23 protein-coding genes are annotated in these 23,810 nt (G+C 70.0%); 9 read left to right on the top strand and 14 right to left on the bottom strand.

What is annotated here, in order from left to right:
• Positions 1-9 precede the first annotated feature (9 nt).
• Positions 10-714, top strand: a complete 705-nt coding sequence (locus MFF26_RS02695) for a DUF4142 domain-containing protein (protein WP_137828931.1) — start codon at positions 10-12, stop codon at positions 712-714.
• A 118-nt stretch (positions 715-832) separates the two neighbouring features.
• Here MFF26_RS02695 and MFF26_RS02690 read toward each other — a convergent pair whose 3' ends face one another.
• From MFF26_RS02690 to MFF26_RS02680, 3 genes are all read right to left on the bottom strand, one after another.
• Positions 833-1,516, bottom strand: a complete 684-nt coding sequence (locus tag MFF26_RS02690; RefSeq protein ID WP_137828932.1) for a carbonic anhydrase — start codon at positions 1,514-1,516, stop codon at positions 833-835.
• A gap of 127 nt (positions 1,517-1,643) precedes the next feature.
• Positions 1,644-2,174: an NUDIX hydrolase gene (locus tag MFF26_RS02685; RefSeq protein ID WP_137828933.1), complete on the bottom strand. Its 531-nt coding sequence runs from the start codon at positions 2,172-2,174 to the stop codon at positions 1,644-1,646.
• 12 nt (positions 2,175-2,186) lie between these two features.
• Entirely contained in the window at positions 2,187-2,948 is a 762-nt protein-coding gene (locus MFF26_RS02680; protein WP_137828934.1) for a DUF429 domain-containing protein, read from the bottom strand.
• A 151-nt stretch (positions 2,949-3,099) separates the two neighbouring features.
• Between MFF26_RS02680 and dut the strand changes: the two genes are divergently transcribed.
• Complete coding sequence (gene dut, locus MFF26_RS02675) at positions 3,100-3,582, top strand: dUTP diphosphatase (protein WP_137828935.1); 483 nt, start codon at positions 3,100-3,102, stop codon at positions 3,580-3,582.
• A gap of 105 nt (positions 3,583-3,687) precedes the next feature.
• On the top strand, positions 3,688-3,885 hold the full coding sequence (locus MFF26_RS02670; protein WP_137828936.1) for a hypothetical protein: 198 nt from the start codon (positions 3,688-3,690) through the stop codon (positions 3,883-3,885).
• 19 nt (positions 3,886-3,904) lie between these two features.
• On the opposite strand, the gene MFF26_RS26425 is transcribed toward MFF26_RS02670, so the two are convergent.
• Entirely contained in the window at positions 3,905-5,593 is a 1,689-nt protein-coding gene (locus tag MFF26_RS26425; protein WP_281405165.1) for a methyl-accepting chemotaxis protein, read from the bottom strand.
• A 477-nt stretch (positions 5,594-6,070) separates the two neighbouring features.
• Between MFF26_RS26425 and MFF26_RS02655 the strand changes: the two genes are divergently transcribed.
• The gene (locus MFF26_RS02655; RefSeq protein ID WP_238307432.1) at positions 6,071-6,700 is read left to right on the top strand and encodes a TetR/AcrR family transcriptional regulator; all 630 of its coding nucleotides are present in this window, start codon (positions 6,071-6,073) and stop codon (positions 6,698-6,700) included.
• Between the two features lie 19 nt (positions 6,701-6,719).
• Here MFF26_RS02655 and MFF26_RS02650 read toward each other — a convergent pair whose 3' ends face one another.
• The 5 genes from MFF26_RS02650 to MFF26_RS02630 all read right to left on the bottom strand — a co-directional run bounded on the left by MFF26_RS02650 (position 6,720) and on the right by MFF26_RS02630 (position 10,285).
• Entirely contained in the window at positions 6,720-7,076 is a 357-nt protein-coding gene (locus MFF26_RS02650; RefSeq protein ID WP_137828939.1) for a DUF1330 domain-containing protein, read from the bottom strand.
• A gap of 2 nt (positions 7,077-7,078) precedes the next feature.
• The gene (gene pyrF / locus MFF26_RS02645; RefSeq protein WP_137828940.1) at positions 7,079-7,777 is read right to left on the bottom strand and encodes an orotidine-5'-phosphate decarboxylase; all 699 of its coding nucleotides are present in this window, start codon (positions 7,775-7,777) and stop codon (positions 7,079-7,081) included.
• A complete protein-coding gene (locus MFF26_RS02640; RefSeq protein ID WP_137829031.1) occupies positions 7,777-8,460 on the bottom strand; it encodes a uracil-DNA glycosylase family protein in 684 nt (227 codons plus the stop codon). The genes pyrF and MFF26_RS02640 overlap by 1 nt, the downstream gene beginning before the upstream one ends.
• Positions 8,461-8,613: 153 nt before the next feature.
• On the bottom strand, positions 8,614-9,771 hold the full coding sequence (locus MFF26_RS02635; RefSeq protein ID WP_137828941.1) for an AI-2E family transporter: 1,158 nt from the start codon (positions 9,769-9,771) through the stop codon (positions 8,614-8,616).
• A 58-nt stretch (positions 9,772-9,829) separates the two neighbouring features.
• Positions 9,830-10,285, bottom strand: a complete 456-nt coding sequence (locus tag MFF26_RS02630) for a molybdenum cofactor biosynthesis protein MoaE (RefSeq protein WP_137828942.1) — start codon at positions 10,283-10,285, stop codon at positions 9,830-9,832.
• Positions 10,286-10,436: 151 nt separating this feature from the next.
• On the opposite strand from MFF26_RS02630, the gene MFF26_RS02625 reads away from it, so the two are divergent.
• Entirely contained in the window at positions 10,437-11,456 is a 1,020-nt protein-coding gene (locus MFF26_RS02625) for a gamma carbonic anhydrase family protein (protein WP_137828943.1), read from the top strand.
• A 47-nt stretch (positions 11,457-11,503) separates the two neighbouring features.
• On the opposite strand, the gene MFF26_RS02620 is transcribed toward MFF26_RS02625, so the two are convergent.
• The 3 genes from MFF26_RS02620 to MFF26_RS02610 all read right to left on the bottom strand — a co-directional run bounded on the left by MFF26_RS02620 (position 11,504) and on the right by MFF26_RS02610 (position 18,511).
• A complete protein-coding gene (locus tag MFF26_RS02620) occupies positions 11,504-13,822 on the bottom strand; it encodes a hybrid sensor histidine kinase/response regulator (protein ID WP_137828944.1) in 2,319 nt (772 codons plus the stop codon).
• 163 nt (positions 13,823-13,985) lie between these two features.
• Positions 13,986-14,672, bottom strand: coding sequence for a DsbA family protein (locus tag MFF26_RS02615; protein WP_137828945.1), 687 nt, complete (start codon positions 14,670-14,672; stop codon positions 13,986-13,988).
• Positions 14,673-15,094: 422 nt separating this feature from the next.
• Positions 15,095-18,511 (bottom strand): acyl-[ACP]--phospholipid O-acyltransferase, encoded by a 3,417-nt coding sequence (locus MFF26_RS02610; RefSeq protein WP_137828946.1) that lies wholly within the window; start codon positions 18,509-18,511, stop codon positions 15,095-15,097.
• Positions 18,512-18,843: 332 nt separating this feature from the next.
• On the opposite strand from MFF26_RS02610, the gene MFF26_RS02605 reads away from it, so the two are divergent.
• The 4 genes from MFF26_RS02605 to hisG all read left to right on the top strand — a co-directional run bounded on the left by MFF26_RS02605 (position 18,844) and on the right by hisG (position 22,761).
• The gene (locus tag MFF26_RS02605) at positions 18,844-19,473 is read left to right on the top strand and encodes a TetR/AcrR family transcriptional regulator (RefSeq protein WP_171015448.1); all 630 of its coding nucleotides are present in this window, start codon (positions 18,844-18,846) and stop codon (positions 19,471-19,473) included.
• Between the two features lie 113 nt (positions 19,474-19,586).
• Positions 19,587-20,474 carry a TIGR01459 family HAD-type hydrolase gene (locus MFF26_RS02600; protein ID WP_137828947.1) on the top strand — a complete coding sequence of 296 codons (888 nt, stop codon included), beginning with the start codon at positions 19,587-19,589 and terminating at the stop codon, positions 20,472-20,474.
• Positions 20,475-20,644: 170 nt separating this feature from the next.
• The gene (locus tag MFF26_RS02595; protein ID WP_137828948.1) at positions 20,645-21,787 is read left to right on the top strand and encodes an ATP phosphoribosyltransferase regulatory subunit; all 1,143 of its coding nucleotides are present in this window, start codon (positions 20,645-20,647) and stop codon (positions 21,785-21,787) included.
• Positions 21,784-22,761 (top strand): ATP phosphoribosyltransferase, encoded by a 978-nt coding sequence (hisG, locus tag MFF26_RS02590; RefSeq protein ID WP_137828949.1) that lies wholly within the window; start codon positions 21,784-21,786, stop codon positions 22,759-22,761. The genes MFF26_RS02595 and hisG overlap by 4 nt, the downstream gene beginning before the upstream one ends.
• An 84-nt stretch (positions 22,762-22,845) precedes the next feature.
• Here hisG and MFF26_RS02585 read toward each other — a convergent pair whose 3' ends face one another.
• Together MFF26_RS02585 and hemJ are read right to left on the bottom strand one after the other, a co-directional pair.
• Positions 22,846-23,184, bottom strand: coding sequence for a lysozyme inhibitor LprI family protein (locus MFF26_RS02585; protein ID WP_137828950.1), 339 nt, complete (start codon positions 23,182-23,184; stop codon positions 22,846-22,848).
• Positions 23,185-23,290: 106 nt separating this feature from the next.
• The gene (gene hemJ, locus MFF26_RS02580) at positions 23,291-23,731 is read right to left on the bottom strand and encodes a protoporphyrinogen oxidase HemJ (protein WP_137828951.1); all 441 of its coding nucleotides are present in this window, start codon (positions 23,729-23,731) and stop codon (positions 23,291-23,293) included.
• Positions 23,732-23,810: the final 79 nt, after the last annotated feature.

Genomic DNA, 23,810 nt, shown 5'->3' with positions numbered 1-23,810 from the left:
AGGTTTCGTATGCTGAAGAATTACGCCATCGCCTCCGCGCTCGTCGCCGTCATGGCCACCCCTGCCTTCGCCCAGAGCTCGGGCGATTTCCGCGTGGATGCCCTGCAAGCCAATTCGTTCGAGATTCAGTCGAGCCAGATCGCCCTGCAGAAGAGCCGCAACCCGGCGGTGCGCGCCTTCGCGAAGGAAGCGATCCGTGACCATCACGCCGCGGCCGTGGCGCTGACCGGCGGCGGGCGCGACGCGGTCGCGGGTGGCATCGGCGGTCCGATCGGCGGCCTCATCGAGGCTCCGCTGCAGGTCGCGGGCGGCGCGGTCGGCGCGGCCACGGGTGCGGCGGCCGGTGCCGTCGGCGGTACGCTCCAGGGTGGTCCGGTCGGCGGTCTTCAGGGCGCCGGTGCCGGTGCGGCGCGCGGCGCGGCGGCGGGAAGCCAGGCTTTCGATATCGACACCACGGCGGGCACCGGTCTCGGCGGTCGCTTGAACCCGCAGCAGCAGCAGATGCTTGCCGAGCTGTCCGCTGCTCCGGCCGGCCCGCAATTCGACCGGCTCTACGGCCGCCAGCAGGTGATGTCGCACCAGATGTCGCTGCAGATGCACCAGACCTACGCCCAGTCGGGCCCGAACCCGGCCCTGCGCAACTATGCCCAGCAGGCCGTGCCGGTGCTGCAGCAGCATTACGCGATGGCCCAGCGCCTGCCGGGCGCCCGCTGAGTCCAGCGATCCATTCGGTAACGAAAGAAGCGGCGGGCCGAGAGGCCCGCCGCTTCTTTTTGCGTTCGACGATGGGGGAACGACCGGGCAGGGAATGAACGCCGCCCGGCCGATCCGGTCAGTTGCAGTTGATCAGAGCGGAGGGGCTCAGGGGCTGACCGTCGCGGTTGACGACCGGCCGAAACTCGCCGCTCTCCGGATCACGCACGCGCAGCTCGCCGGTGGCGATGCCGAAATGCGCGCCGTGCAGGTGAAGCTCGCCCGACTCGACGGCCTTGCGCACGAAGTCGAAGGTCATGAGGTTCTGCAGGCTCTGGCCGACCATCGCGTATTCGAGGCGGGTGAGGTAACCCTCCTTGTCCTTGTGATCGCCGGCATCGGCGAGGGTCTTCTTGGCCGGCTCGACCAGCGACACCCAATTGCCGATGTAGTTTCCCTGCGACAGCGGATCGGAGCCGAGGCCGGCGGCCTTGATGCCGCCGCAGGTTGCGTGGCCCATCACCACGATGTGCTTGACCTTGAGGGCCACCACCGCGAATTCGAGGGCCGAGGACGTGCCGTGATGGCTCTCGCCCTTGTTGTCTTCGGCGGGCGGGACGATGTTGGCGACGTTGCGGATCGTGAAGATCTGGCCGGGTCCGGTGTCGAAGATCACCTCCGGGGCCACGCGGCTGTCGCAGCAACCGATCAGCAGCACCTCCGGCTCCTGGCCGGCGCCGAGCGCCTCGTATTTGCGCCGCTCGTTCGGCAGGCGCTCACCGAGGAAGGTTTTGTAGCCTTCCGTCAGAACCTCAGGAAACATCGTGTCGCTCTCCGGTTATGGTCGGGTGCGGCAGCGCATCTGCGGCCCCGATCGACCTTTTGAGCGTCGGACGGGGAGTGCCGCATCAGGCGCCGCCTCGGGCGGAATGACCCCGTTGCCGGTGATGTCACCGGCCTCGGGGTCGTGCGTTACGCCAATTTAAACGCACAGGCGTGCCCGGAACGTCCCCAGTCACGATTTGTTGCGCCAAAGCCGCCAATCCGGCCGGTTCGACCCGCTCTTCGCTCGCGGCAAGTGCGTCAAGGCACCACCAGCGCGTACCGCGGACCGGATTGTCCTCCGTTTCCGCCAGCCGGCTCGTGTCGATCGTGTCGTTGGGCAGCCTCACCACGAAGTAGCGCTCGCGGGCGTAGCGCGGCTTGCGGAACAGGTGGAACGGACCGTCGCAGACCGCCACCATCGGCCCCAATTCGACATCGGCGACGCCGATCTCCTCCGCCAGTTCGCGGCGGCAGGCCTCCTCGTGCGTCTCGCCGGGCTCCAGCCCCCCGCCGGGCATGAACCAGAAACCGCGCGCATCCGGCTTGTCGGGGTCGATCGGGCGCACGGCCTCGTACTCGATGAGCAGCAGGCGCCCGGCCGGGTCGAAGACCAGGGCGCGGGCGATGTCGCGGGTCGGCGGATCGAGATCGCTCATCCGCCTCGCCTATCAGCAAATCCCGGCGTCTCCGAGACCTACTCCAAGACCGCCGGCAGGTGCCCAGATCACCACCGGCAACCCTTCCGCGTCGTGCTCGAAATCGGGCGGCAGCGGCATGGCGCGTCCCTCCGCGATGTCGCGGGCGACGACGAGGGCGGCCATGGCATCGACATGATCGTCGGCCGCCACGCCCGGCGGAGGGGAGGAGGCGACGAGGGCCGGGGCCAGACCCGCCGCCGCGAGCAGCCGCCGGCGCTCGGCGAGGCCCGCCGCCTCCTTCTTCCCGGCTGCCAGGGGCCGGTCGCCGTTGAGGCGGAAGAAGGCGACCTCCGGATGCACCTCGTGAACCCGCGTCCGGAAGTCCGGCTCCGCCCGCAGGAGCGCGTCCACCTCCTTGATGGACCGGACGATGTTCCAGCACTGGATCGAGGGGGCGAAGGGCGGCTCGGACAGCGCGCGCGACAGGGCCTTGGCCGCCTCGTAATCCGCGGCGTAGACCGCCGCCCGCGGCGGCACCGGGAACACACTGGTGCGCTTGCGACCGAGCAGCGCCCGCGCCGCGCGGTCGGCCGAACGTCCCTTGTCGCGGATACGCTCGGGCAGGCCGATCGGTATGTCGATGCCGACGACGTCCGGCGCTTCCGGCGCTTCGAGGACGTCGCGCACCCGGGCAAAGCGGGCGGCGCGCCAGCGGCTGGGATCGTCGCGGTCGAGGAGCAGGCCGGCCCAGGCACCGCGGCTGCCGTCCAATCCCGCGATCCAGCGCGCCATCGGTTCTCCCTCGACATTCCGACCGCTATTCGGGTCTCTCGGCGCGATTGCTCCCCCGCTCGGCTTCGAGGACAATCGCACCCACCACACCGATACGGGGCAAGCGCTTGCGCGAGGATGCGACGAAACGGTTTTCGGGGAAGGCCCATCCATGAAGGTCGGGCTCCGCATCCTCGATTCCCGGCTCCAGGGTTGGGGCTTTCCGCGTTGGGGCAGCCCCGGCTCGGCCGGGCTCGACCTGCATGCCTGCCTCGACGCGCCGCTCCTGCTCGCACCCCAGGCAACGGCCGTGCTGATCCCGGCCGGCTTCTCCGTGCGGATCGGCGATTCCGAATGGTGCGGGCTGGTCCATCCCCGCTCGGGGCGGGGCCATCGCGACGGCCTCGTGCTCGGCAACGGCACCGGGGTGATCGATGCCGATTACGAGGGGCCGCTCCTGATCTCCGCCTGGAATCGCAATCCCGCGGGCGATCCGATCCGCATCGAGCCGGGGGAGCGCATCGCCCAGATCGTGTTCACCCGGATCGTGCGGCCGGATTTCGAGCTGATCGAGGATCTCGTCGACGGTGAGAGGGACGAGGATGCATCGGGCCGGCGCGGTCAGGGCGGGTTCGGTTCGACCGGGCTTCGCTGACCGGGATAAGCTTGGCCGTATAACGACTTACCGGCTCGCTCGCGCGAACTTTTCCCCACCTCGTCCGTTGATCAGGCCGAACCCCCAAAGCCCGGACGAGACGCCATGGCCGCCCACGAGATCCTCGGTTATTTCGAGCATCGCAACGACGGTGCCTGGATCTGCGTGAAGCCGTTCACGCTCAACACCCGGTCGAGCCGGATCGATATCCGCCGCGGCATGCGCTTCGAGTACGGACGGCGCGTCGGCGGCCTCGACCTCGCGGAGTATCTGGAGCAACTCGGCTCGCAGTTCGGGTCGTAATCCGCCGCCCCGCTACGCCTCACAGACGATAGGCCGTCCGGCAAGCGCCCCAGTGGCGCCCGAGGATGCGGATCGGCGCATCGACCTCGCGGACGAGGATCATGTCGCGCCCGACCTCGCGACGATAGGCCTGCACGGTGAAGGGCCGCGTGGAGCGCGCGGCGGTGATGCCGGTCCGGTCGTCGAAGATGCGCCGATTGCGGCAATGGGCATTGTTCCAGATCGGATCGCCCGGTCGTTGCGGCTGCGACACCCGGGCATTGTGGACCGGCAGGAACCCGTTGCGGTCGGTCGGGATGCAGAACAGCATCCGCTCGTCGGCGACGAGCGGCGGTTCGATCAGCGGCGGCATCAGGCGCTCCAGCGGTGCGACCGCCTCGCTCAGGAATTGCTGCGGGTCCGTGCCGGGGATCGGCCGATAGGCCGTGTCGAACAGGGCCTCCGGCGTCAGGCGCCCGGCGGCGATCTCGGCCTCCATCGCCTCGGCCATGCGCGCGGCCATGTCCTGGGCGCGGGCGACCAGCGGTGCGTACTCGGCCTCGATCTCGGCGAGGGTCGCCCGCAGGGAGGCGTCGGCGGCAGCCGACAGGGTCTCGAAAGCGCAGTGCAGGCCGAGGGGGCTCGCCGCCACGACGCGGGCATCGAGCCGACCGATCCGCTCGATCTCCAGGGATAGGCGCGTGCCGGGTGCGGGCGCCGTTCCCTCCGGACGGACCAGGACACCGCCGAGGCTGAGATCCGCCGTCTGGCCGCGACCGTTGGGAAGCGTCACGGCGCGCTCCACCGGATAGCGGTCGAAGCGGCGGCGGTCGCCCATCTCGGTCTGGCGGATCACGGCGACGAAGCGACGACCGAGGGCCTCGGTCTGCGTCGCGGCCGCGGCACTGGTGCCCTCGGCCCGCACCGCGAGATCGTCCATTTCGACCGTGGCGGCGGTCGCGACCCCGGCATCGCGGCTGACGCCGGAGACGAAGTTCGCCGTCTGCTGCGCCTCGGCGGCGAGGGTGCCCACCGTGGCGGCCTGATCCTCGGCGATGCCGCGCACGGTGGCGAAGGCCGGACGCATCGCCTCGACCGCCCCCGCCATCGCGGCGATGGCCGAGCCCGAGGCGCTCGCTCCCTCGCGCAGGCGGGCGATCCGGTCGCGCACCTCGGCGGCGGCGCGGCCGGTCTCGACGGCGAGCGCCTTGACCTCGCCGGCCACGACCGCGAAGCCGCGTCCCGCCTCACCGGCCCGGGCCGCCTCGATGGTGGCGTTGAGGGCGAGCAAATTGGTCTGGCGCGAGACCGCCGCGATGGTCTCGACGACGCTGGCGATCTCGTGGCCCGCCCGCTCCAATTCGGCGAGGAGGTCGCGGGCCTGCACCGACCGATCGTTGGCCGTGGCGAGGTGGTGGCCGGCCTCGTCCATGGCATCGGCGATGCGCCCCGAAGTCGAGGACAGCGTCCGGCTGGTGTCGAGCATGCCCGCGGCCATTCCGGCGGCGCCCTCGGCGGCCGTCGACAGCTGCTCCATCTGCGCACGGATGCGGGCAACGCCGGATTGCATCCGACCGACTTCGTCGCGGGTCGCGACGATCGAGTCGCCGACGCCGGTGATCGCGCTCAAGACGTCGGCCTCGACCGCGTCGATCGTCGCGTGGTCGGCGAGGGTCGCCGGCTCGGATACGGCGGACGGCGCGACGTCGGCCGCCTCCACCGGGGACACGGACCCTGCCTCCGCCGACGCCGGGGCGGGAGAACGGGAGGATGAGCGCGAGAAGAAACCCATGCGTGTAGGCTGCACAGCTTAGGTTAACAACACCTTCCCAAACATGCAGCGCAATGATGAAAGCACTGCTCCAGACACCGGGATTCGAGACGACGCTGTTGCGTTGTCACACGGCCGAGCCTTGTTTCGAGATTCGCCGCTCCGCTCACCAATCAATGCTCGAGGATCGTATCTTGAGCGGAAGAGGCACAGCCTTCCAAGTCTCATCGCCGAGCGGTGCCCGAGGGCCGAAACATCCGCGCTTACTTGAGAGCGACGGGTCACGGGGGATACGGGTGCGTTGCCTTTATCGTCGCCGAACCCTCGCGGGGAACGGATCGTCGGTGATACGATTTGGGATGTGGGTCGATGGGCTTCGAGCGATCCTGCGGCCACTTTGACGCATCCCAATGCGAGGCTTAGGTACTCACGACAATGCCTGCCGCGACGGCCCATCTCATCCCGCTCCCCGTCGAGGAGACGGCCCCGACGACCCGTGAGCGGATTGTGGAGGTGGCGGCCCGTTCCTTCCGGGAGATCGGCTACCAGAAGACCACGGTCGCCGACATCGCCCGGACCCTCAAGATGAGTCCGGCCAACGTGTATCGCTTCTTCGATTCGAAGAAGGCGATCAACGAGGCGGTGGTCGAACGGGTGACCGGCGAGATCGAGGGCATGATCGCGGCGATCGCCGACACGCCGAAGCTCGACGCGCCCGAGCGCCTCGCCCGCGTGATCACGGCCTTGCACACCGATTGCCGCCGACGCTGGGAGGCGCATCCGCGCGTCCACGAGATGGTCGAGGCGGCGATGAGCGAGAGCTGGTCGGTCTGCCAAGCGCATGTCGACCGGATCGAGGCCGTGTTCCGGCGCATGATCGAGGACGGCGTGCGCGAGGGCAGCCTCACGGTCGCTGATCCCAAGGCCGCCGCCGCCTGCCTGCACGCCGCGATCGTGCGCTACTGCCATCCCCTGCTGGTGAGCCGACAGCACGGCACCGCCCTGCCGCCGCTGCCCACCATGATCGCGTTCCTGCTCGGCGCCCTCGGGGTGTCCGGGCGTTAGGTCGCCGGTCGGCGCCGCCTCACTCCGAGGCGGCGCCCGGCGTCGGGGCCGGCTCCGACACGTTCGGCTGCGGACCGTCATAGCCCTCGATCACCACGATATCGGCCTCGGCCCCATCCTTCTGCAGGGCGCGGGCGGATTGGTAGAGGTCCGATTTCCAGCAATCGAGCGCCGCCTCGTAGCTGGGGAACTCGACGATCACGTTGCGGGCCCGTGCCGTGCCGGCCACCGCCTCGTAGGCGCCGCCCCGCACGAGGAAGCGACCGCCGAAGCGGGCAAAGGCGGCACCATTGGCCGCCGCATAGGCCTTGTAAGCCTCCGCGTCCCGCACATCGACCCGGACGATCCAATATCCCCTTGCCGTACCTTGGGTCATGCTCACGCTCCCTCCATCTCGGCGACGATCCGTTCCGCAATCCGACGGGGATCGTCGGCTCCGGTGATCGGACGCCCGACCACGACATGATCGATGCCGGCCGCGCGCGCCTGCCCCGGCGTCATCACGCGCTTCTGGTCGCCCAGGGCCGCATCGGCCGGGCGGATGCCCGGCGTCACGATCAGGCATTCGGTCCCGACGACCCGGCGCACCGCTTCCGCCTCGACCGCCGAGCAGACGATGCCGTCGATGCCGATGTCGCGGGCCTGGGCCGAGCGCTGCGCCACCAACTCCGTCACCGGCAGGGCGTATCCGGCCTCGGTCGCGTCGGCGTCGTCGTAGGAGGTGAGCACCGTCACCGCCAGGATCTTGAGGCCGTTCCCGCGCCCCTTCACGGCGGCCCGCATGGTCTGCGGATAGGCGTGCACCGTCAGGAACGTCGCCCCGAGGCCGGAGGCCGAGCGCACCCCTTCCTCGACGGTGTTGCCGATGTCGTGCAGCTTGAGATCGAGGAAGGTCTTCTTGCCTTGCCGGGCGAGGCGCTCGGCGAAGGCGAGGCCACCGGCATAACCGAGGCGATAGCCGATCTTGTAGAAGGTCGCCGCGTCGCCGATGCGCTCGACGAGCCGCTCGGCCGCGGCGACGTCGGGCAGGTCGAGGGCGACGATCAGGCGGTCGCGGGGGTCGGCGATGTCCGGCATCAGGCGCTCGAAGGAAAAGAACCGCGGGCAGCGATCCTCTCCCCGGGCGCGTCTGTCAACGCAGGTCCCATCACGGCGGCGACCTCCGCCCGCAGCACCGGCAGCAGCTCCGCCTCGAACCAGGGGTTCTTTCGCAGCCAGCCGTTGTTGCGCCAGGACGGGTGCGGCAGCGGCAGGATGCGCGGCCGCGACGAGGCCTCGATAATGTCACGCCAGCGCGCGACCGTCGCGGTCAGGCCGCCGGGCGGGCGGCCGAGATGCCAGCCCTGCGCGTACTGACCGATCACCAGGATCAGATCGAGCTCCGGCAAGCCGGCCAGCAAAGCGGAGCGCCAGGCGGGCGCGCATTCCCGCCGGGGCGGGCGGTCGCCGCCCTTGGCATCGAGACCGGGAAAGCAGGCCCCCATCGGCAGGATCGCCACCCGCGCGGCGTCGTAGAACGCGGCCTCCGAGAGGCCGAGCCAGGCCCGCAGGCGGACGCCCGAGGGATCGCAGAACGGCACGCCGCTGCGATGCGCCCGGTTGCCCGGCGCTTGGCTCGCAATCAGCAGGCGGGCTGTGGCGCTGCCCTGCACCACGGGGCGCGGCTCGTGCGGCAGGGCCGCCCCGAAGCGGGGCGCGTCGCGGCAGATCCGGCAGGCGCGCAGGGCCGCGGCGGTGGTGGCGAAGGGGTCGGACAGCATGACGCCCGGAAGATGGGGCAGGCGGGCCCACCCCACGATGCGTCATCCGCGCCCCATGGGACGACGCGGCTCGAAGCCCCGATGACGTATCGGCCTCTCGCGACCGCAGGAGGTCCGCCTTGCGGACCCCGATCACCGAGCCCGCATGCGGTTCTAGCCCTCGCCGGGCGCGTCCTCGATGTAGAGTTCCTCCAGCAGCACCTTGATCACCGCGACGAGGGGCAGCGCCAGCGCCACGCCCCACAGCCCGAACAGCACGCCGAGCAGGAGCTGGCCGGCGAAGATCGTGGCCGCCGGCAGGTCGAGGGCGCGGCGCTGGATGAAGGGTGTGAGGCCGTAGCTCTCCGCCGCCTGCACCGCGAGATAGACGCCCGCCGCCCCGAGCGCCGCATTGAAGCCGGAGGCGAGGCTGCTCAGCACGATGATGGCACCCGCGATCATCGGGCCGATGGTCGGCACGAAGGCCAGCAGGCCCGCCTGCAAGCCGAGGATCAGCGCGCCGCCGATGCCGAGGAAGGAGAGCCCGGCCCAGGTGAGGGCGAAGATCGCCGCCATGGTCAGAAGCTGGCCGAACAGCCAGTGCCGCAGGGTCTCGCCCGACCCGTCGAGGACGCGGGCGCCCTTGTCGCGGTGGCGCACCGGCACGAGGCGCAGGGCCCCGTTCCGGTAACTGCCCGGATCGGCCGCGATGGCGATGCCCAGGAAGGCGATGACGAGGACGTTGCCGAGGGCGTTGAACAATCCGAGCACGACGGTCGCCGCCGGCCCGAGCACGCTGCCGGCATCCGAGAGAAGAGAGCCGGGGCTCTTCAGGGCACCCGAGGCGAGGCCCGCAAGGCCGCCCTGCTTGCGGCCGTTGTCGTCCTTGCCGTCCTCGTCCGGCTTGGGATCGGCTTTGGGCGCCGCGTTGCCCGCCTCGCCGCCGCCCTGCTGCGAGAAATCGAGCTCGATGCCGTGATCCTTGAGCCAAGTCCGCACCGTCTCGGATTGCTGGCGCACGGTGGTGCCGAGGTCGCGCGCCTGGCTCGTCACCGTGGCGCCGCCGAAGGCGACGAGGCCGAGGGAGAGGCCGGTCAGCGCCAGCACGACGAGGGTCAGCCGTAGGGCCCGCGGCAGCGGCAGGATATGGCCCAGCGCCCGGGTCAGTCCGTCGAGGAAGACGGCGAGGAGAATGCCGGAGAAGATGAGGAGCAATGTCGCCGCGGCGGTCCAGGCCAGCCAGAGCCCGGCCGCGAAGGCGACGACGGCGATGCCGGCGGCCGCGAGCCGGCGCGGCCCGATGGAGGAGGGTTCGCTCATCGGGGATGTCATCTCTTGCGCGAAGTGTCGGGGAGACGTGTCGGGGATTGGGGCCGAATCGTGCCCGCGTTCAGGCCCAGGATTCGGCGGCGGCCTCGTCGGCGGCCGTCGCCTCGACCCAGCCGCCGGTGGTGCCGTCGGCGAGGTGCTCGCGCTTCCAGAACGGGGCGCGGGTCTTGAGATAGTCCATCAGGAAATCGGCCGCCCCGAAGGCCGCCTTGCGGTGGGGCGAGGCGGTGACCACTAGCACGATGCCCTCGCCCGGGCGCACGAGGCCGTGGCGGTGGATCACCCGCACGGCCTGGACCGGCCAGCGGGCGCGCGCTTCCTCGACCACGCGGCCGATCTCCGCCTCCGCCATGCCCGGATAATGCTCCAGTTCCAGGGCGGCGAGGCGCCCGCCCTCGTCGCGGCAGAGCCCCGAGAAGGTCACGACCGCACCGGCGCGCCCCATCAGATCCGCTTCGACGCGGGCGATCTCGGCGGCGGTGTCGAAGGGCTCGGACTGGATGCTGACCGGATTCATCGCACTCGACTTGAAGGGCCGTGCCGGACGCCGGCAGAGGGCTGAAGGCCTCGGCGCGGGTCTCGACCTACCCCAACGCCCCGTGCGCCTATATGGCTCATCGATGCCAACGCGCCACGGCGCGCCGGCCTTGCCAGCAGACGAGCCGCCCGTGACGCCCGACCTGATCCTGCCCTACGACGGCGTCCTCCCCGTTTTCGCCTCGCGGCCCGTGTGGTGCGGGCGCGGCAGCACGGTGATCGGCACCGCCTCCCTCGGAGCCCAGGCCTGGCTCGGCGACGACAGCGTGATCCGCAGCGATGGCCAAGTCATCACCGCGGGGGAGCGCTTCTGGCTCGGGGCCCGCTCGACCGTCCACATCGCCACCGAATCGCTGCCGACCCATATCGGCGACCGGGTCACGGTCGGTCGCAACGCCGTGGTGCATGCCTGCACCGTCGGTTCGGACGTGGTGATCGAGGACGACGCGATCATCCTCGACGGCGCGACGGTCGGCGACGGCGTGCTGATCGAGGCCGGCGCCACCATCTTCCCGCGCTCCACCCTGGAAGGGGGCTTCGCCTATGGCGGCAACCCGGCCAAGCGCCTGCGCCCGGTGACGCTCGCGGAGATCGCCGAGCGGGCCGAGCGGCTGCGCGAGGCCGCCGACGAGAGCGCCACCGGCCCGGATCCGGTTCCGCCGGAGGTGGAGGAGAGCGTGTTCGTGGCCCGCACGGCCCGGCTGTCGGGCCGCATCGCCCTGGGCGCGGGCGCCACGGTGCTGTTCTCCTGCGAGCTCGCCGCGGAGGTCGGCCCGATCGTGGTCGGCGCCGACACCAACATCCAGGACAACACGGTGATCCGCACCCGCGGCGAGGGCGTGGTGATCGGCCGCGACACCACCATCGGCCACAATGTCCGCATGAATGACTGCCGGATCGGCGCCCGGTCGCTCATCGGCATCGGCTCGGTGCTGGCGCCGGGCACGGTGGTGGCCGACGACGTGATGCTCGCTGGCGGCTCGACCACGGATCCGGGCCAGCTGCTCGAAGGCGGCCATCTCTGGGGCGGACGCCCCGCGCGCATCCTCGGCGCCCTCGATCCGAAGAAGCGGGCGATGATGGCGCATATCGTCGAGGGCTATTGCCGCCACGGGCGGGAATACCGGGCCCTGCAGGACGCGGAAGGGTAGGGCGGCGGGTCTGCGGAAACCCACCACTTCCCCTCCTCACGATTTCCTCACCGTGAAGCGGTCAGCTCCTTGATCCGCGAGGCGAGCGCCTCCATCGCGAACGGCTTCGTCAGCACCGCCATGCCGGGCTCGAGATGGCCGTTGCCGATCACGCTGTTCTCGGCGTAGCCCGTGATGAACAGCACCTTGAGGTCCGCCCGCCGCTGGCGCCCGGCATCGGCCATCTGGCGGCCGTTCATGCCGCCGGGGAGGCCCACATCGGTGACGAGCAGGTCGATCCGCATGTCCGATTGAAGCAGCTTCAATCCCGCCACGCTGTCGGCGGCCTCGATGGCGGTGTAGCCGAGATCCTCCAGAACCTCCGTCACCAGCATCCGCACCGACGGCTCGTCGTCGACGATCAGCACCGTCTCGCCCTGCCGGGCCCGCGCCGTCTCGCCGAGCGTCGGCGCCGTCTCGTCGGTGTCGGCCTCGCCGTCATGGCGCGGCATGTAGAGGCAGACCGTCGTGCCCTGGCCGAGCTCGGAATAGATCCGCACCTGCCCGCCGGACTGCTTGGCAAAGCCATGGATCATCGAGAGGCCGAGGCCCGTGCCCTGACCGATGGGCTTCGTCGTGAAGAACGGCTCGAACACCCGGGCGACCACCGCCGGGCTCATGCCGGTGCCGGTATCGGTCACGCACAGCGACAGGTACTGGCCCTCCGGAATGTCGTGAGCAACCGCCGCGGGTCGATCCAGCCACTTGTTGGCGGTCTCGATGGTGATGCGCCCACCCTCCGGCATGGCGTCGCGAGCGTTGATGCAGAGGTTCAGCAACGCGTTCTCGAGCTGTCCCGGGTCGATCAGCGCCGGCCACAGCCCCGCGGCTCCGACCATTTCGAGCGCGATCTCCGGGCCGATGGTTCGGCGGATCAGATCCTCCATGCCGGCGATGAGGCCGTTCACGTTGGTGGGCTTCGGCGTGAGCGTCTGGCGGCGGGAGAAGGCGAGCAGGCGGTGGGTCAGCGCGGCGGCGCGCTTGGCCGCCCCCTGCGCCACGCTCATGTAGCGGTCCATGTCGTGGAGCCGGCCCTGGCTCATCCGCGCCTGCATCAGCTCGAGCGAGCCGGAGATGCCGGCGAGGAGATTGTTGAAGTCGTGGGCGAGGCCGCCGGTGAGCTGGCCGACCGCCTCCATCTTCTGCGATTGCCGCAGCGCCGCCTCGGTCTGCGCCAACACCTCGGTCTGCGCCCGCTCGGCGGTGATGTCGCGGCCGATCGCGTAGGTGACCTCACCCGCAGGCGCCGCCACCCAGGAGATCCAGCGTAGGGAGCCGTCCTTGTGGCGGTAGCGGTTGACGATCCGCGGCTGGCCCCCCTCCGCCGCCAGGATGGTGGCCTCGACGGTTTCGGCATGGTCGGCGGCGACGACGAATTCGTTGACGTGACGACCGACGAGTTCGTCCGGCCGATAGCCGAGCATCTTGGTCCAGGCCGGATTGACCCGCCGGAAGACGCCCTTGAAATCGAGAACGAGAAGAAGGTCGGGCGATGTGTCCCACAGGGTGTTCAGTTCGAGCGTGCGCTCCTGAATCTGTTGTTCGAGGGTTTCGTTAAGCCGGTGCAGGCGCTCCTCGGCACATTTGCGGGCGGTCACGTCGTTGAAGAAGATCGCGATCTGCCGCTCGGCGGGATCGCCCACCCGGATCGCCCGCACGTCGAACCAGCGCTCGAACGTGTTCGCGTAATTCTCGAAATTGGCCGGCTCACCGGTCCAGGCGACGCGGCCGTAGGTCTCGAACCAGAACCGCTCCAGGTCCGGCGCGAATTCCGTGACCCATTTTCCGCGCAGATTGACCCCGGCCTGCCGCTCGAAGGCCGGATTGGCCTCAAGGAAACGGTAATCGACCGGACGATCCTCGGCGTCGAACTTCACCTCGACGATGGCGAAGGCCGTCTCCATGGTCTCCACGAGCGCCCGGAACCGGTCCTGGCTCCGGCGCAGGCGCTCGAACGCATCACGCTGGCGGGTCTGGTCGCGGACGATCTTGGCAAAGCCTTCGGGAGCGCCGTCCGCGCCGCGTAGGAGCGTCATCTCGCCCGATGCCCAGAACCGGCTGCCCGCCTTGCGCCGATGCCAGCGCTCGTCGCCAGCGCGACCCTCGGCGAGCGCGAGGCGCATCTCCTCGCGGTGACGGCCCTCGGCCCTGTCCTCGTCCGTGAAGATGCGCTCGATCGATGCGCCCACGATCTCCTGATGCGGCCAGCCGAAGATGCGCTCCGCACCCCCGTTCCAGTCCGTCACGATGCCGTCGAGATCGATGACGATCACCGCGAAATCGATCGCATTGTCGATGACATGCTGGAGGTGGTGGCGCGCGGGCATGGGCCCGTTTAGCGAATTATGGGGCAAAAAAAGAGATTGTCGTAGCGATCTCTTTGATTTTGCAAATGTCTTTGACCGTACAATCCAAGTACGGCCAAGATGCTTGGACGGTCAGGTTGGCATGCGCATTCGCCCCGGCGACCGTTTCTTGGAAGCAAAGTCGCTAGCCGCAGGCGATCTGATCGCAGCGCCGCACCGCCGCGATCATCCGGGCGAGCGATTTGACGCCCGGATGGCCCAGCACTCCGGTATTGCCCAGCACGTAGGACGGGGTTGCGGTCAGCCCGAGATTGGCCGCCACGTTCATGTGGGCGCGCAGGGCTTGGCGCACCTCCTCGCTGTCGGCGATCTGTTCGAGCTCGGCCCGGGGCACACCGGTCTTGGCCGCGGTCTCGAGGGCCTTGAGACCGTCGATCTGCCCCCTGGTGGCCAGCAATTGTCCGTAGAAGGCGAAGGCGGCCGCCGAGCCGAGCTTGCGCTGCACCGCGAGCGAGACCTTCGCGGCCTGGGCCGACATCGGCGACAGGATCGGGTTATGGACGAGGCCGATGCGCAAGGCCGCGTCGCTGCCCGAGAGCGCGGTGAGATCGGCCGCCGCCTTGCGGCACCAGGGGCAGTTGTAGTCGAAGAACTCGTAGAGCGTGACCTCGGCCTCGCGGGGCCCGAGATAGGTGACGCCGCGCAGTTCCTGGATCTGGCCGGTGATCTCGCCCGGCAGCCGCATGTTCGCGACCGGACGGCCCTCGTCGTTCTCGACCTTGAAGAACTGGCCGTAGCTCTGCGCGGCGGCAGGCCCCGCGACCGCGAGGCCGAGCGACGTGGCGAGGAAGCGGCGGCGGGAAAGAGGCATCGCGAACGACCGGAACAGCAAGGAATGAAGCGCAGGATAGGGGCAAGAATGGTTTAAGTTCGGCTTCGACCCTTCCGCCGTTCCGTCACGAGCCATGAGACCGCGTGGCCCTCAGGCGAGAACCTGCAGGCCGTGCTTCTGGACCACGGTCAGAAGCTCTTTGAGAGATCGATCTCTTCAACCCCCCTCATCCTGAGGTGCTGCGAAGCAGCCTCGAAGGAGGGCTCCAGGGATCGCAGCACCTCCTGGAGCCCTCCTTCGAGGCTCCGCTTCGCGGAGCACCTCAGGATGAGGACGAGGATGGGAGACGCACCAATCCGAGATCGATTTTTCTTGGAGACACAAGTCAAGCAGACCCTGAGACGCCGGCCCGAAGCCGCGTCGCAGGATGGGAGAACGGTATCACGTTCACCCATGCATCCTCACGCCGCCTCCGCCGTCGCCGCTCGCTCCTTCGCCAGCTTCGTCACGCCCACCTGATCGACCTTGCCGGTGCCCAGCATCGGCAGCGTCTCCAGCACCGCCACCTCGGCGGGGATGGCGAGGTCGGAGGCGCCGCGGCCCTTGGCGAAGGTCTGGTAGGCCGCGCGGGTGGCGCCCTTCGCTTCGGTGAACAGGATCAGGCGCTCGCCCTTGCGGGCATCGGCCACCGCCGCGACCGCGCTCGGGGCGTCGGGCCAGAGTTCGGCCGCCAGGGCCTCGACGCCGGCCAGCGAGACCATCTCCCCCGCGATCTTGGCGAAGCGCTTGGCCCGGCCCTGGATGGTGATGAAGCCGTCGGCGTCGAGCCGGACGATGTCGCCGGTGTCGTGCCACCCCTCCGGCGGCGGTTCGAGCTGGCCGGGTTTCTCGGCGCGCAGATAGCCCAGCATGATGTTGGGGCCGCGCACGGAGAGGCGCCCGCCCTCGTCGATGCCCGGCACCGGCTCCAGCCGCGATTCGATGCCCGGCAGGAGCCGGCCGACCGTGCCGAAGCGGTTGAACATCGGCGTGTTGAGGGCGAGCACCGGCCCGCATTCGGTGACGCCGTAGCCCTCCAGGATGCGCAGGCCGAACTTCTCCGCCCAGGTCTTGCGGGTCGTCTGCTTCACCGGCTCGGCACCGGCCACGACGTAGCGCAGGGAGCGCAGATCGTAGGAATGGGCCATCCTGGCATAGCCGGTGAGGAAGGTGTCGGTGCCGAACAGGACGGTGGCGTTCGAGCCGTAGATGAGTTCGGGCACGATCCGGTAGTGCAGGGGCGAGGGATAGAGGTAGACCGGCACGCCGGAGACCAGCGGCAGCACGAGGCCCGCCGTCAGACCGAAGGCGTGGAAGACGGGCAGCACGTTGAACACCTTGTCGCGCGGCCCGAAATCGATCCGCGCGGCGACCTGGGCGGTGTTGGCGAGCATGGCGCGATGGGCCAGCACCACGCCCTTCGGCGTGCCCTCCGAGCCAGAAGTGAACAGGATCGCGGCCGGATCCGCGCCCCGGCGCTCGACGAGCGGGCGGCGGGGGCTCAGGAAGCCCCGGATCTTGTCGCCGGTGCCGACGCTCGCCCGCACGTCCTCCAAGTAGATCAGGCGCACGGAATCCTTGATCCCGTCGATGAGCGCGCCGAGCCGGCCCTTCTCGATGAAGGCGCGGGAGGTCAGGATCGTGTCGACCTGCGCCGCCTTGCAGGCCGAGAGGACGGCCGCCGGCCCGGCGGAGAAGTTGATCATCGCCGGCACGCGGCCCGCGCTGGCGAGCGCGAAGAAGGTCACCGCCGCGCCGTTGGCGTTGGGCAGCATCAGCCCGACCGGCTTCTTCGCGTCCGGCAGGAGCGCCTGCAGCTTTCGGCCGAGGATGTTGGCGCCCATCACGAGGCGCGAATAGCGCATCGTGCCGGTGACCGGGTCCTCCAGGGCGGTGCGACGCCAGCCGTGGCGCTCGCCGGCCTCGATGAGGGCGGCGAAGACGCCGCGCTCGATGTCGGCGGTCTCGAAGACGAGATCCGACATGATGTCGTAGAGGGCAGCCCCCGCGGCGCGGCGGCGGTTCTTGCCCTTGAGGGCCGGATCGACCGTGAGCCGCACCGGCGGCATGATCGTCACGGTGATCTTGGGCCACCACGCCCGGCGCACCTGATCGCGCTTCAACCGCGAGAAGACCGTGCGCTCCGGCCCGTCGATCTTCACCGGCACCACCATGGCGCCGGACTTGTCGGCGATCAGCCCCGCCCCGTCATAGACCTTCATCAGACTGCCGGTGACGGTGAGCCGGCCCTCGGGGAAGATGATCAGCGTCTCGCCGGATTTGACCGCGTTGATGAGGGTGCGCGTCGCGAGCGGCCGGGTCGGATCGAGGGGCATCGCCTTGGCGACGCTGAGGAACGGCTTCACCCACCAGCGCTGCGCGATGCCGTGATCGATGGCGAAGACCGGATCATGATCGAGCAGCGACAGCGCCAGCGGCGCGTCGAGGAAGGAGACGTGGTTCAACGCCACGATCGCGTTCGGCCCCGCCTTCTCGACATTCTCCAGCCCCTTCACCTCCAGGCGGTAGATCGCGCGGAACAGGATCGAGAGCGCGTCGCGCAGCGGGTTCGTCGGCAGGGTCTTGAGAATGACGGCGCCGGCGATGAGGTTCAGCACCGCCACCAGCACGAGGAGCTGCGCCATCGAGAGGCCCGCGGCCTGGAGGATGGCGAGCCCCAGCGTGCCGCCGACCATGAAGGCGGCGGTGAGCACGTTGACCGCGCCGATGACGCGGGCGCGCTTGGCCTTCTCGGTCCAGGCCTGCACCGCGGCGAAGGAGGGCACGACATAGAGGCCGCCCGCCACGGCGAGCCCGGCGAAGTCGAGGGCGATGCGCAGGCCCGAGCCACTCGTGATGAAGTCGAGGGCGCCGATGGGCTCGGCCCCGGGCGGGGGCACGTGCGAGACCGCCCAGGCGAGATCGAGCCCGAACAGGCCCATCAGCACCGCGCCGACGGGCGTGGGCAGGAGCACGATGCGCCCGCTGGCGAGCCAGGAGGCGAGGCCCGAACCGACCGCAATGCCGACGGAGAAGATGGCGAGCAGGGTGGTCGCGACGATCTCGGTGCCGTTGAGTGTCTGCCGGACCAGCGTCGGCAGCAGCGAGAGCACGACGACGCCGACCAGCCAGAACCAGCTCACGATCACCGAGCCGCGCCACAGCCGCGTGTCGGACCACAGATCCTTGAGGAGGTCGGCGGTGGAGCGGGCGATGTTCGGATCGACCCGCAGGTCGGGCGCGCCCTCTCCGGTCTTCGGGATCGCCCGGGCGGCGAGCCAGCACAGGACCGCCATGCCGAGCAGCCCGGCGCCGAGCCCCAGCGCGTGGCCGCCCATGGCCATGGCGAGCCCCGCCGTGATGGTGCCCAGCAGGATGGCGAGGAAGGTCGCGGCCTCGACCAGCGCGTTGCCCGCGGTCAGTTCCTCGCGCCGCAGGTGGTCGGGCAGGATGCCGTACTTGATCGGCCCGAACAGGGCCGCGATGATGCCGAACAGGCCGAGCGCGCCGAACAGCAACGGCACCGAATGCAGCCAGAAGCCCAGCACCGAGAGCAGGGCGGCGAAGATCTCCACGAATTTCAGGCGGCGGGCCAGCAGCGCCTTGTCGTAGCGGTCGGCGAGCTGGCCGCCGAGGCCCGACAGGATGAAGAACGGGCCGACGAACACGGCGCTCGCCAGCGTCACCAGCACGCTGCCCTTCTCCCCGCTCTCGGCATTGACCTGGAACAGGATCAGCAACGCGAGCGCGTTCTTGAGGAAGTTGTCGTTGAACGCGGAGAAGAACTGGCACCAGAACAGCGGCGCGAAACGCCGCGTCGTCATCAGCGTGCGGAACATCGTGGTCTCCCGGCTTCCGGCATGACTGCCCGCCGACGGGCGGGGCGTCAAATCGAGCCTTTGCACGATGTTCAAATTATCTGGGTACGGTTCTCCCGCAAGGTTGATTTTGCACGACGTGCAATCTATCGCCGCCGGGCGTGCGAGCCCGCACGTTTTTCGGCTTTTCCCACCCACACCCTCATCCTGAAGTGCTGCGAAGCAGCCTCGAAGGAGCCCTCCAGGAATCGCTGAGACTTCGGGAGCCCTCCTTCGAGGCCCGCTGACGCGGGCACCTCAGGATGAGGGGTGAGGGTGGGACGGGCCCGAGCCGATGAGCTGCCCGAACCGCCATGCAGGATCAACCGGCACCGCCCCCTCGCAAAAGGGCCGTCCGCAGCAGCGGGCCGCGGGGCGAGCACGACCGGGACGGCTTCGTCGCGCTCGTGGCGAGCGCCGCCGAGAGTCTCGTGCGGCACGAGGGCTTCCGCGCGCTCGGGATGCGGCGGCTGGCAAGCACCATCGGCTACGCGCCGAACTCGATCTACAACGCCGTCGGCGACCTTGATCAGGTGGTGCTGCGGGTCAATGCCCGCACGCTGGAACGCCTGCACGGGGCATTGGAAGCCGTCATCGATCCCCGCCGGCCCCCGCGGGACAACGCCCTGGCCCTGGCCGATGCCTATCTCGTGTTCGTGGCCGCCGATCCGCGGGTCTGGAGCCTGCTGTTCGAGCATCTCGCCGCACCCGATCAGCCGTTCCCGGACTGGTACGCGGCGGCGCTGGCGCGGCCGGTCGGCCGCGTCGATGCGGTGCTGGCGCCGCTGATCGCCGAGCCGGCGGAGCGGCGCCGGGCGGTGGCGGCCCTGTGGGCGGCCCTGCACGGACTCGCCTCGCTCTCGACCTCGGGCAAGCTCGCGGTGCTGACGCCCGACGCGCCGCGCGAACTGGCGCGGCTGCTGGTCGGACGGTTTCTGGGGTGAGAATTCAGGCTTTCGCCGCGACGACGTGGGAGAGATGCGTTGCAGCGGCCTTCAGCGCGGCACGAAGACCGGTATAGAGCCCGCAATCGTCCCGTTGACCGGATCGCCCTCCCATGACCCAGCCCCCCGTCCCGACGCTTCGCCACTTCGAGGCGGTGGCCGAGCGCTACGACCTGATCCTCTGCGATGTCTGGGGCGTGCTGCATGACGGGCGCCGCGCCCATGTCTCGGCGGGCGAGGCGTTGATCCGGTTCCGAGCCTTGCCGGGGCCGCGGGCGCGGCGGGTGATCCTCGTCTCGAACGCGCCGCGTCCCTGGCCGGGCGTGCAGACAATTCTCGACGGCTACGGCGTGCCGCGGGAGGCCTACGACGCGATCCTCACCTCCGGCGACCTGACCCGGCGGCTGATCGCCGAGCATCCCGGCGAGCGGGTGCACCATCTGGGGCCGGAGCGCGACGCGCCGATCTTCGACGGGCTCGACCTGACGCTGGTCCCCGGCCACGAGGCGCAACGCGTCGTCTGCACCGGCCTGTTCGACGACGACACCGAGACCGCCGAGGATTACCGCGAGACCCTGGCGGAGTTCCGGGCCCGCGACGTGCCGATGATCTGCGCCAATCCCGATCTCGTGGTCGAGCGCGACAAAAAACTCATCCCCTGCGCCGGCCTGATCGCCCAGGCCTACGAGGCGATCGGCGGCGCGGTGGTCTATGCCGGCAAGCCGTACCGCCCGGTCTACGAGACGGCGCTCGCCATGGCGGGCGAGCTCGACGGAACGCACCCGCCCGAGATCGCCCGCACCGTCGCGGTGGGCGATGCGATCCGCACCGACATCGCCGGAGCGTCGGGCTACGGCATCCCCTCGATCCTCGTGGCCCGCGGCATCCACGCCGAGGAACTCGGCGTCACCGCCGACCACCACAGCCTCGGCGACATTGCCGAATGGCTCGCCGCACAGCCGGTGCGGCCCGATGCCGTGATCGAGCGGCTGACCTGGTAGAGCAGCGGCCCGAAAGGTGGTCGCCGGCTTTCGGGACACAGCCGACACGGCCCAAGATCTCCGGCCGTTATCCCTGCGCAGTCAAAAGCCGGTCCCCCGGTTGATCCACAGGTCGCCAACAGGGCGGGCGGTTGCTATGGGGGCTCGGATCCAAGCGGGACCGAGGACCCATGACGAGACCGGAGGCAGGCGGACCCAGCGGGGCGGAAGCCGTGCGCCACGAGCGGCTGCGAGCGCATTTCGCGGCCTGCGGCTACGTGCCGGCCTCGCCGCCGGTGCTGCAGCCGGTGGAACCCTTCCTCGAACTCTCGGGCGAGGACATCCGCCGCCGCATCTTCGTGACCCAGGATTCGACCGGCGCCGAGCTCTGCCTGCGGCCGGAATTCACGATTCCGGTCTGCCGCCTGCACCAGGCGCAGAGGCCCGGGGAGACGGCCGATTACAGCTATCTCGGCCCGGTCTTCCGGCTGGCCGCCGGGGAGCCCGACGAATTCGTGCAGGGCGGCATCGAGTCGATCGGGCGCACCGACACCCCCGCCGCCGACGCCGAGGTGATCGGCCTCGCCCTCGAAGGGCTCGACCTGCTCGGGCGCACCGAGACCGCGGTGCGGCTCGGCGATATGGGGCTCACCCACGCCTTCCTCGACGCGCTCCAGGTGCCGCCGGTCGCCAAGCGCCGGACCCTGCGGGCGATCGCCGCCGGCCGGCCGCTCGCCGAGGTCGCCAACAATGCCCAGACCGAGGATCCGCATGCGGGCCTCCTCGCCGCGATCCAGGGCCAGGATGCCGGCGCCGTGCGCGGCTTCGTCGAGGACGTTCTGTCGATCGCCGGCATCTCGCAGGTCGGCGGGCGCAGCGCGGGCGCCATCGCCGAGCGTTTCCTCGCGCGCGCCGCCGCGCAGGCGCAGGGCGGGGCGGGTCTGAACGCGGGCAACCGCGCGGTGATCGAGCGCTACTGCGCCATCAGCGGCGACCCGGACGCCGCGGCGGCCTCTGTCCGCGCCCTCGCCCGCGAGGCGGGGCTGGAGCATGCCGGGCTGGAGGCTGCGCTCAGCCTGTTCGAGGAGCGCACCGGCTTCATGGCGGCGCGCGGCCTGCCGATCGAGCGGTTCCGCTTCTCCGGCGGCTTCGCACGCAATCTCGACTACTACACCGGCTTCATCTTCGAGGTGACGGCAGAGGCCGGCGGTCCGACGCTCGTCGGCGGCGGGCGCTACGACGGCCTGCTGCAGCAGCTCGGCAGCCCCGTGCCGCTGCCGGCGGTCGGCTGCGCCTTCTGGCTGTCCCGGTGTGCGGAAGGAGCCTCGGCATGAGCGAGCAGCCCCTGGTTCTGGCCGTTCCCTCCAAGGGCCGGCTTCAGGAGAACGCGACCGCCTTCTTCTCCCGGGCAGGCCTCAAGCTCGTCCAGAAGGCGGGCGGGCGCGAGTATCGCGGCACGCTGGCCGGTGTCCCGGGCGTCGAGGTGCGCTACCTCTCGGCCTCCGAGATCGCCGGCCAGCTCGCGAGCGGCACCGCCCATCTCGGGGTCACCGGCGAGGACCTGATCCGCGAGACGCTGCCCGACCCGTCCTCCCGCGTGGAATTGCTGACGCCGCTGGGCTTCGGCCATGCCAGCGTCGTGGTGGCGGTGCCCCAGGCCTGGATCGACGTGCGCGCCATGAGCGATCTCGACGAGGTCGCGAGCGAGATGCGCCTGCGCCAGGGCAAGCGGCTGCGCATCGCCACGAAATACGTGAACCTGACCCGCCGCTTCTTCGCCGAGGCCGGCATCGCCGATTACCGCATCGTCGAGAGCCTGGGCGCCACCGAAGGCGCGCCCGCTTCCGGTTCGGCGGAGATCATCGTCGACATCACCACCACCGGCGCGACCCTCGCGGCCAACGCCCTCAAGATCCTCGACGACGGGGTGATGCTGCGCTCGGAGGCCAATCTGGTGGCCTCGCTCACGGCGTCCTGGGGCGAGACCGCCCGCGGGGCGCTCCGCACCGTGCTGGGCCGCATCGCGGCGGAGGAGCGGGCCCGCACGACACGAGAGGTGCGCGCCGGCCTGCCCGAATCCGGTGCGATCGATCTGGCCACCATCGCCGGCCTGCACGAGGCCGAGCTGCCCTACGGCGCCCCGCGCGGCGCCGACGGCGAGATCGTCCTGCGCTGTCCGGCCGATGCCGTGTTCGACCTCTCCGACGCGCTGGTCCAGGCCGGGGCGCGGGCGGTGACCGTGCGCCGGATCGACTACGCGTTCCAGGCGGAGAACCCGCTGGCGGAGCGGCTGCTGGCACGCCTCTGACGGCGTCTCCCCGCCCTTCATCCTGAGGCCGCTTCGCGGCACCTCAGGGTGGGGGCTTCGGATGGGATGACGCGGTGTGCCGGACTACTGCCCGCCCTGCTTGGCGAATTCCGACAGCACGCTGCGGAGGATCTTCAGCCGGCTCTCGTAGGCCGCCGTCAGACAAGCCACGTCCGCCTTGCAGGCGCGACGATCCGCGAGCCACGTTTCCTGGTCCTCCTGCATCTTGGTGCGGTTGCCCATCGGCAGCAGGTCTTTGAGGATGTCGAAGCGCACGCCCATCTCGACATCGAGGTCGTTGAGGGCGCGGGTGTCGCAGACCGCGCGCTCGTCCGGCGTCTCGGCCTTGGCGCAGGGAAAGCTCGCGGCGAAGGCCGGGCCGGCCACGAGACTCAGCATCAGGGCGAGGATCGGCGCGCGCATCGAAAGGTCTCCCGGTGGCGAACGGCCACGCTTGAGCCGTCAACCCGCGAGCGGCCCGGAGGTGCCGCCGGGCCGGACGATTCGGCCGCGCGCCGTGTTCAAAAACTCACGACCACGGCTTCACGATCGCCAATATGACGATGAGGATCATCAGGACCGTCGGCACCTCGTTGATGATCCGGTAGAAGCGCTGGCTGCGGGTGTTGCGGTCGGCGGCGAAGTCCTTGACCGCGCGGGAGAGGAAGCCGTGTACGCCGCTCATGGCGATCACCAGGGCGAACTTCGCGTGCAGCCAGGGCGCGGCGTAGTAGCCGCTCTGCCACGCGAGCCAGAGGCCGAGCAGCCACGTCGCGATCAGGGCCGGCGTCATGATCGCCTTGAGGAGCCGCCGCTCCATCACCTTGAAGGTCTCGGACTGCACCCGCGAGCCCGCCGGGAGGCCGGCGTGATAGACGAACAGGCGCGGCAGGTAGAGCATCGCCGCCATCCAGGCGATCACCGCGACGACGTGAAAGGCCTTGATCCAGGGGTACAGGGTTTCGGTCACCGGGCGGTGTGCTCCTGATTACGCAACGCGGAAAAACTCGTCTCGACCCGCATGGCTCCCGATCCGCGGATCGGGTGAA

The sequence above is a fragment of the Methylorubrum suomiense genome (assembly GCF_022179765.1).
GTDB lineage: Bacteria > Pseudomonadota > Alphaproteobacteria > Rhizobiales > Beijerinckiaceae > Methylobacterium > Methylobacterium suomiense.
This window is presented reverse-complemented; position numbering and strand designations above follow the sequence as displayed.

Bases quoted from the DNA above. Each gene is read 5' to 3' on its own strand.
- MFF26_RS02695 (WP_137828931.1), top strand. From the start codon at position 10: ATGCTGAAGAATTACGCCATCGCCTCCGCGCTCGTCGCCGTCATGGCC.
- MFF26_RS02690 (WP_137828932.1), bottom strand. From the start codon at position 1,516: ATGTTTCCTGAGGTTCTGACGGAAGGCTACAAAACCTTCCTCGGTGAG.
- MFF26_RS02685 (WP_137828933.1), bottom strand. From the start codon at position 2,174: ATGAGCGATCTCGATCCGCCGACCCGCGACATCGCCCGCGCCCTGGTC.
- MFF26_RS02680 (WP_137828934.1), bottom strand. From the start codon at position 2,948: ATGGCGCGCTGGATCGCGGGATTGGACGGCAGCCGCGGTGCCTGGGCC.
- dut (WP_137828935.1), top strand. From the start codon at position 3,100: ATGAAGGTCGGGCTCCGCATCCTCGATTCCCGGCTCCAGGGTTGGGGC.
- MFF26_RS02670 (WP_137828936.1), top strand. From the start codon at position 3,688: ATGGCCGCCCACGAGATCCTCGGTTATTTCGAGCATCGCAACGACGGT.
- MFF26_RS02655 (WP_238307432.1), top strand. From the start codon at position 6,071: ATGCCTGCCGCGACGGCCCATCTCATCCCGCTCCCCGTCGAGGAGACG.
- MFF26_RS02650 (WP_137828939.1), bottom strand. From the start codon at position 7,076: ATGACCCAAGGTACGGCAAGGGGATATTGGATCGTCCGGGTCGATGTG.
- pyrF (WP_137828940.1), bottom strand. From the start codon at position 7,777: ATGCCGGACATCGCCGACCCCCGCGACCGCCTGATCGTCGCCCTCGAC.
- MFF26_RS02640 (WP_137829031.1), bottom strand. From the start codon at position 8,460: ATGCTGTCCGACCCCTTCGCCACCACCGCCGCGGCCCTGCGCGCCTGC.
- MFF26_RS02635 (WP_137828941.1), bottom strand. From the start codon at position 9,771: ATGACATCCCCGATGAGCGAACCCTCCTCCATCGGGCCGCGCCGGCTC.
- MFF26_RS02630 (WP_137828942.1), bottom strand. From the start codon at position 10,285: ATGAATCCGGTCAGCATCCAGTCCGAGCCCTTCGACACCGCCGCCGAG.
- MFF26_RS02620 (WP_137828944.1), bottom strand. From the start codon at position 13,822: ATGCCCGCGCGCCACCACCTCCAGCATGTCATCGACAATGCGATCGAT.
- MFF26_RS02615 (WP_137828945.1), bottom strand. From the start codon at position 14,672: ATGCCTCTTTCCCGCCGCCGCTTCCTCGCCACGTCGCTCGGCCTCGCG.
- MFF26_RS02610 (WP_137828946.1), bottom strand. From the start codon at position 18,511: ATGTTCCGCACGCTGATGACGACGCGGCGTTTCGCGCCGCTGTTCTGG.
- MFF26_RS02605 (WP_171015448.1), top strand. From the start codon at position 18,844: ATGCAGGATCAACCGGCACCGCCCCCTCGCAAAAGGGCCGTCCGCAGC.
- MFF26_RS02600 (WP_137828947.1), top strand. From the start codon at position 19,587: ATGACCCAGCCCCCCGTCCCGACGCTTCGCCACTTCGAGGCGGTGGCC.
- MFF26_RS02595 (WP_137828948.1), top strand. From the start codon at position 20,645: ATGACGAGACCGGAGGCAGGCGGACCCAGCGGGGCGGAAGCCGTGCGC.
- hisG (WP_137828949.1), top strand. From the start codon at position 21,784: ATGAGCGAGCAGCCCCTGGTTCTGGCCGTTCCCTCCAAGGGCCGGCTT.
- MFF26_RS02585 (WP_137828950.1), bottom strand. From the start codon at position 23,184: ATGCGCGCGCCGATCCTCGCCCTGATGCTGAGTCTCGTGGCCGGCCCG.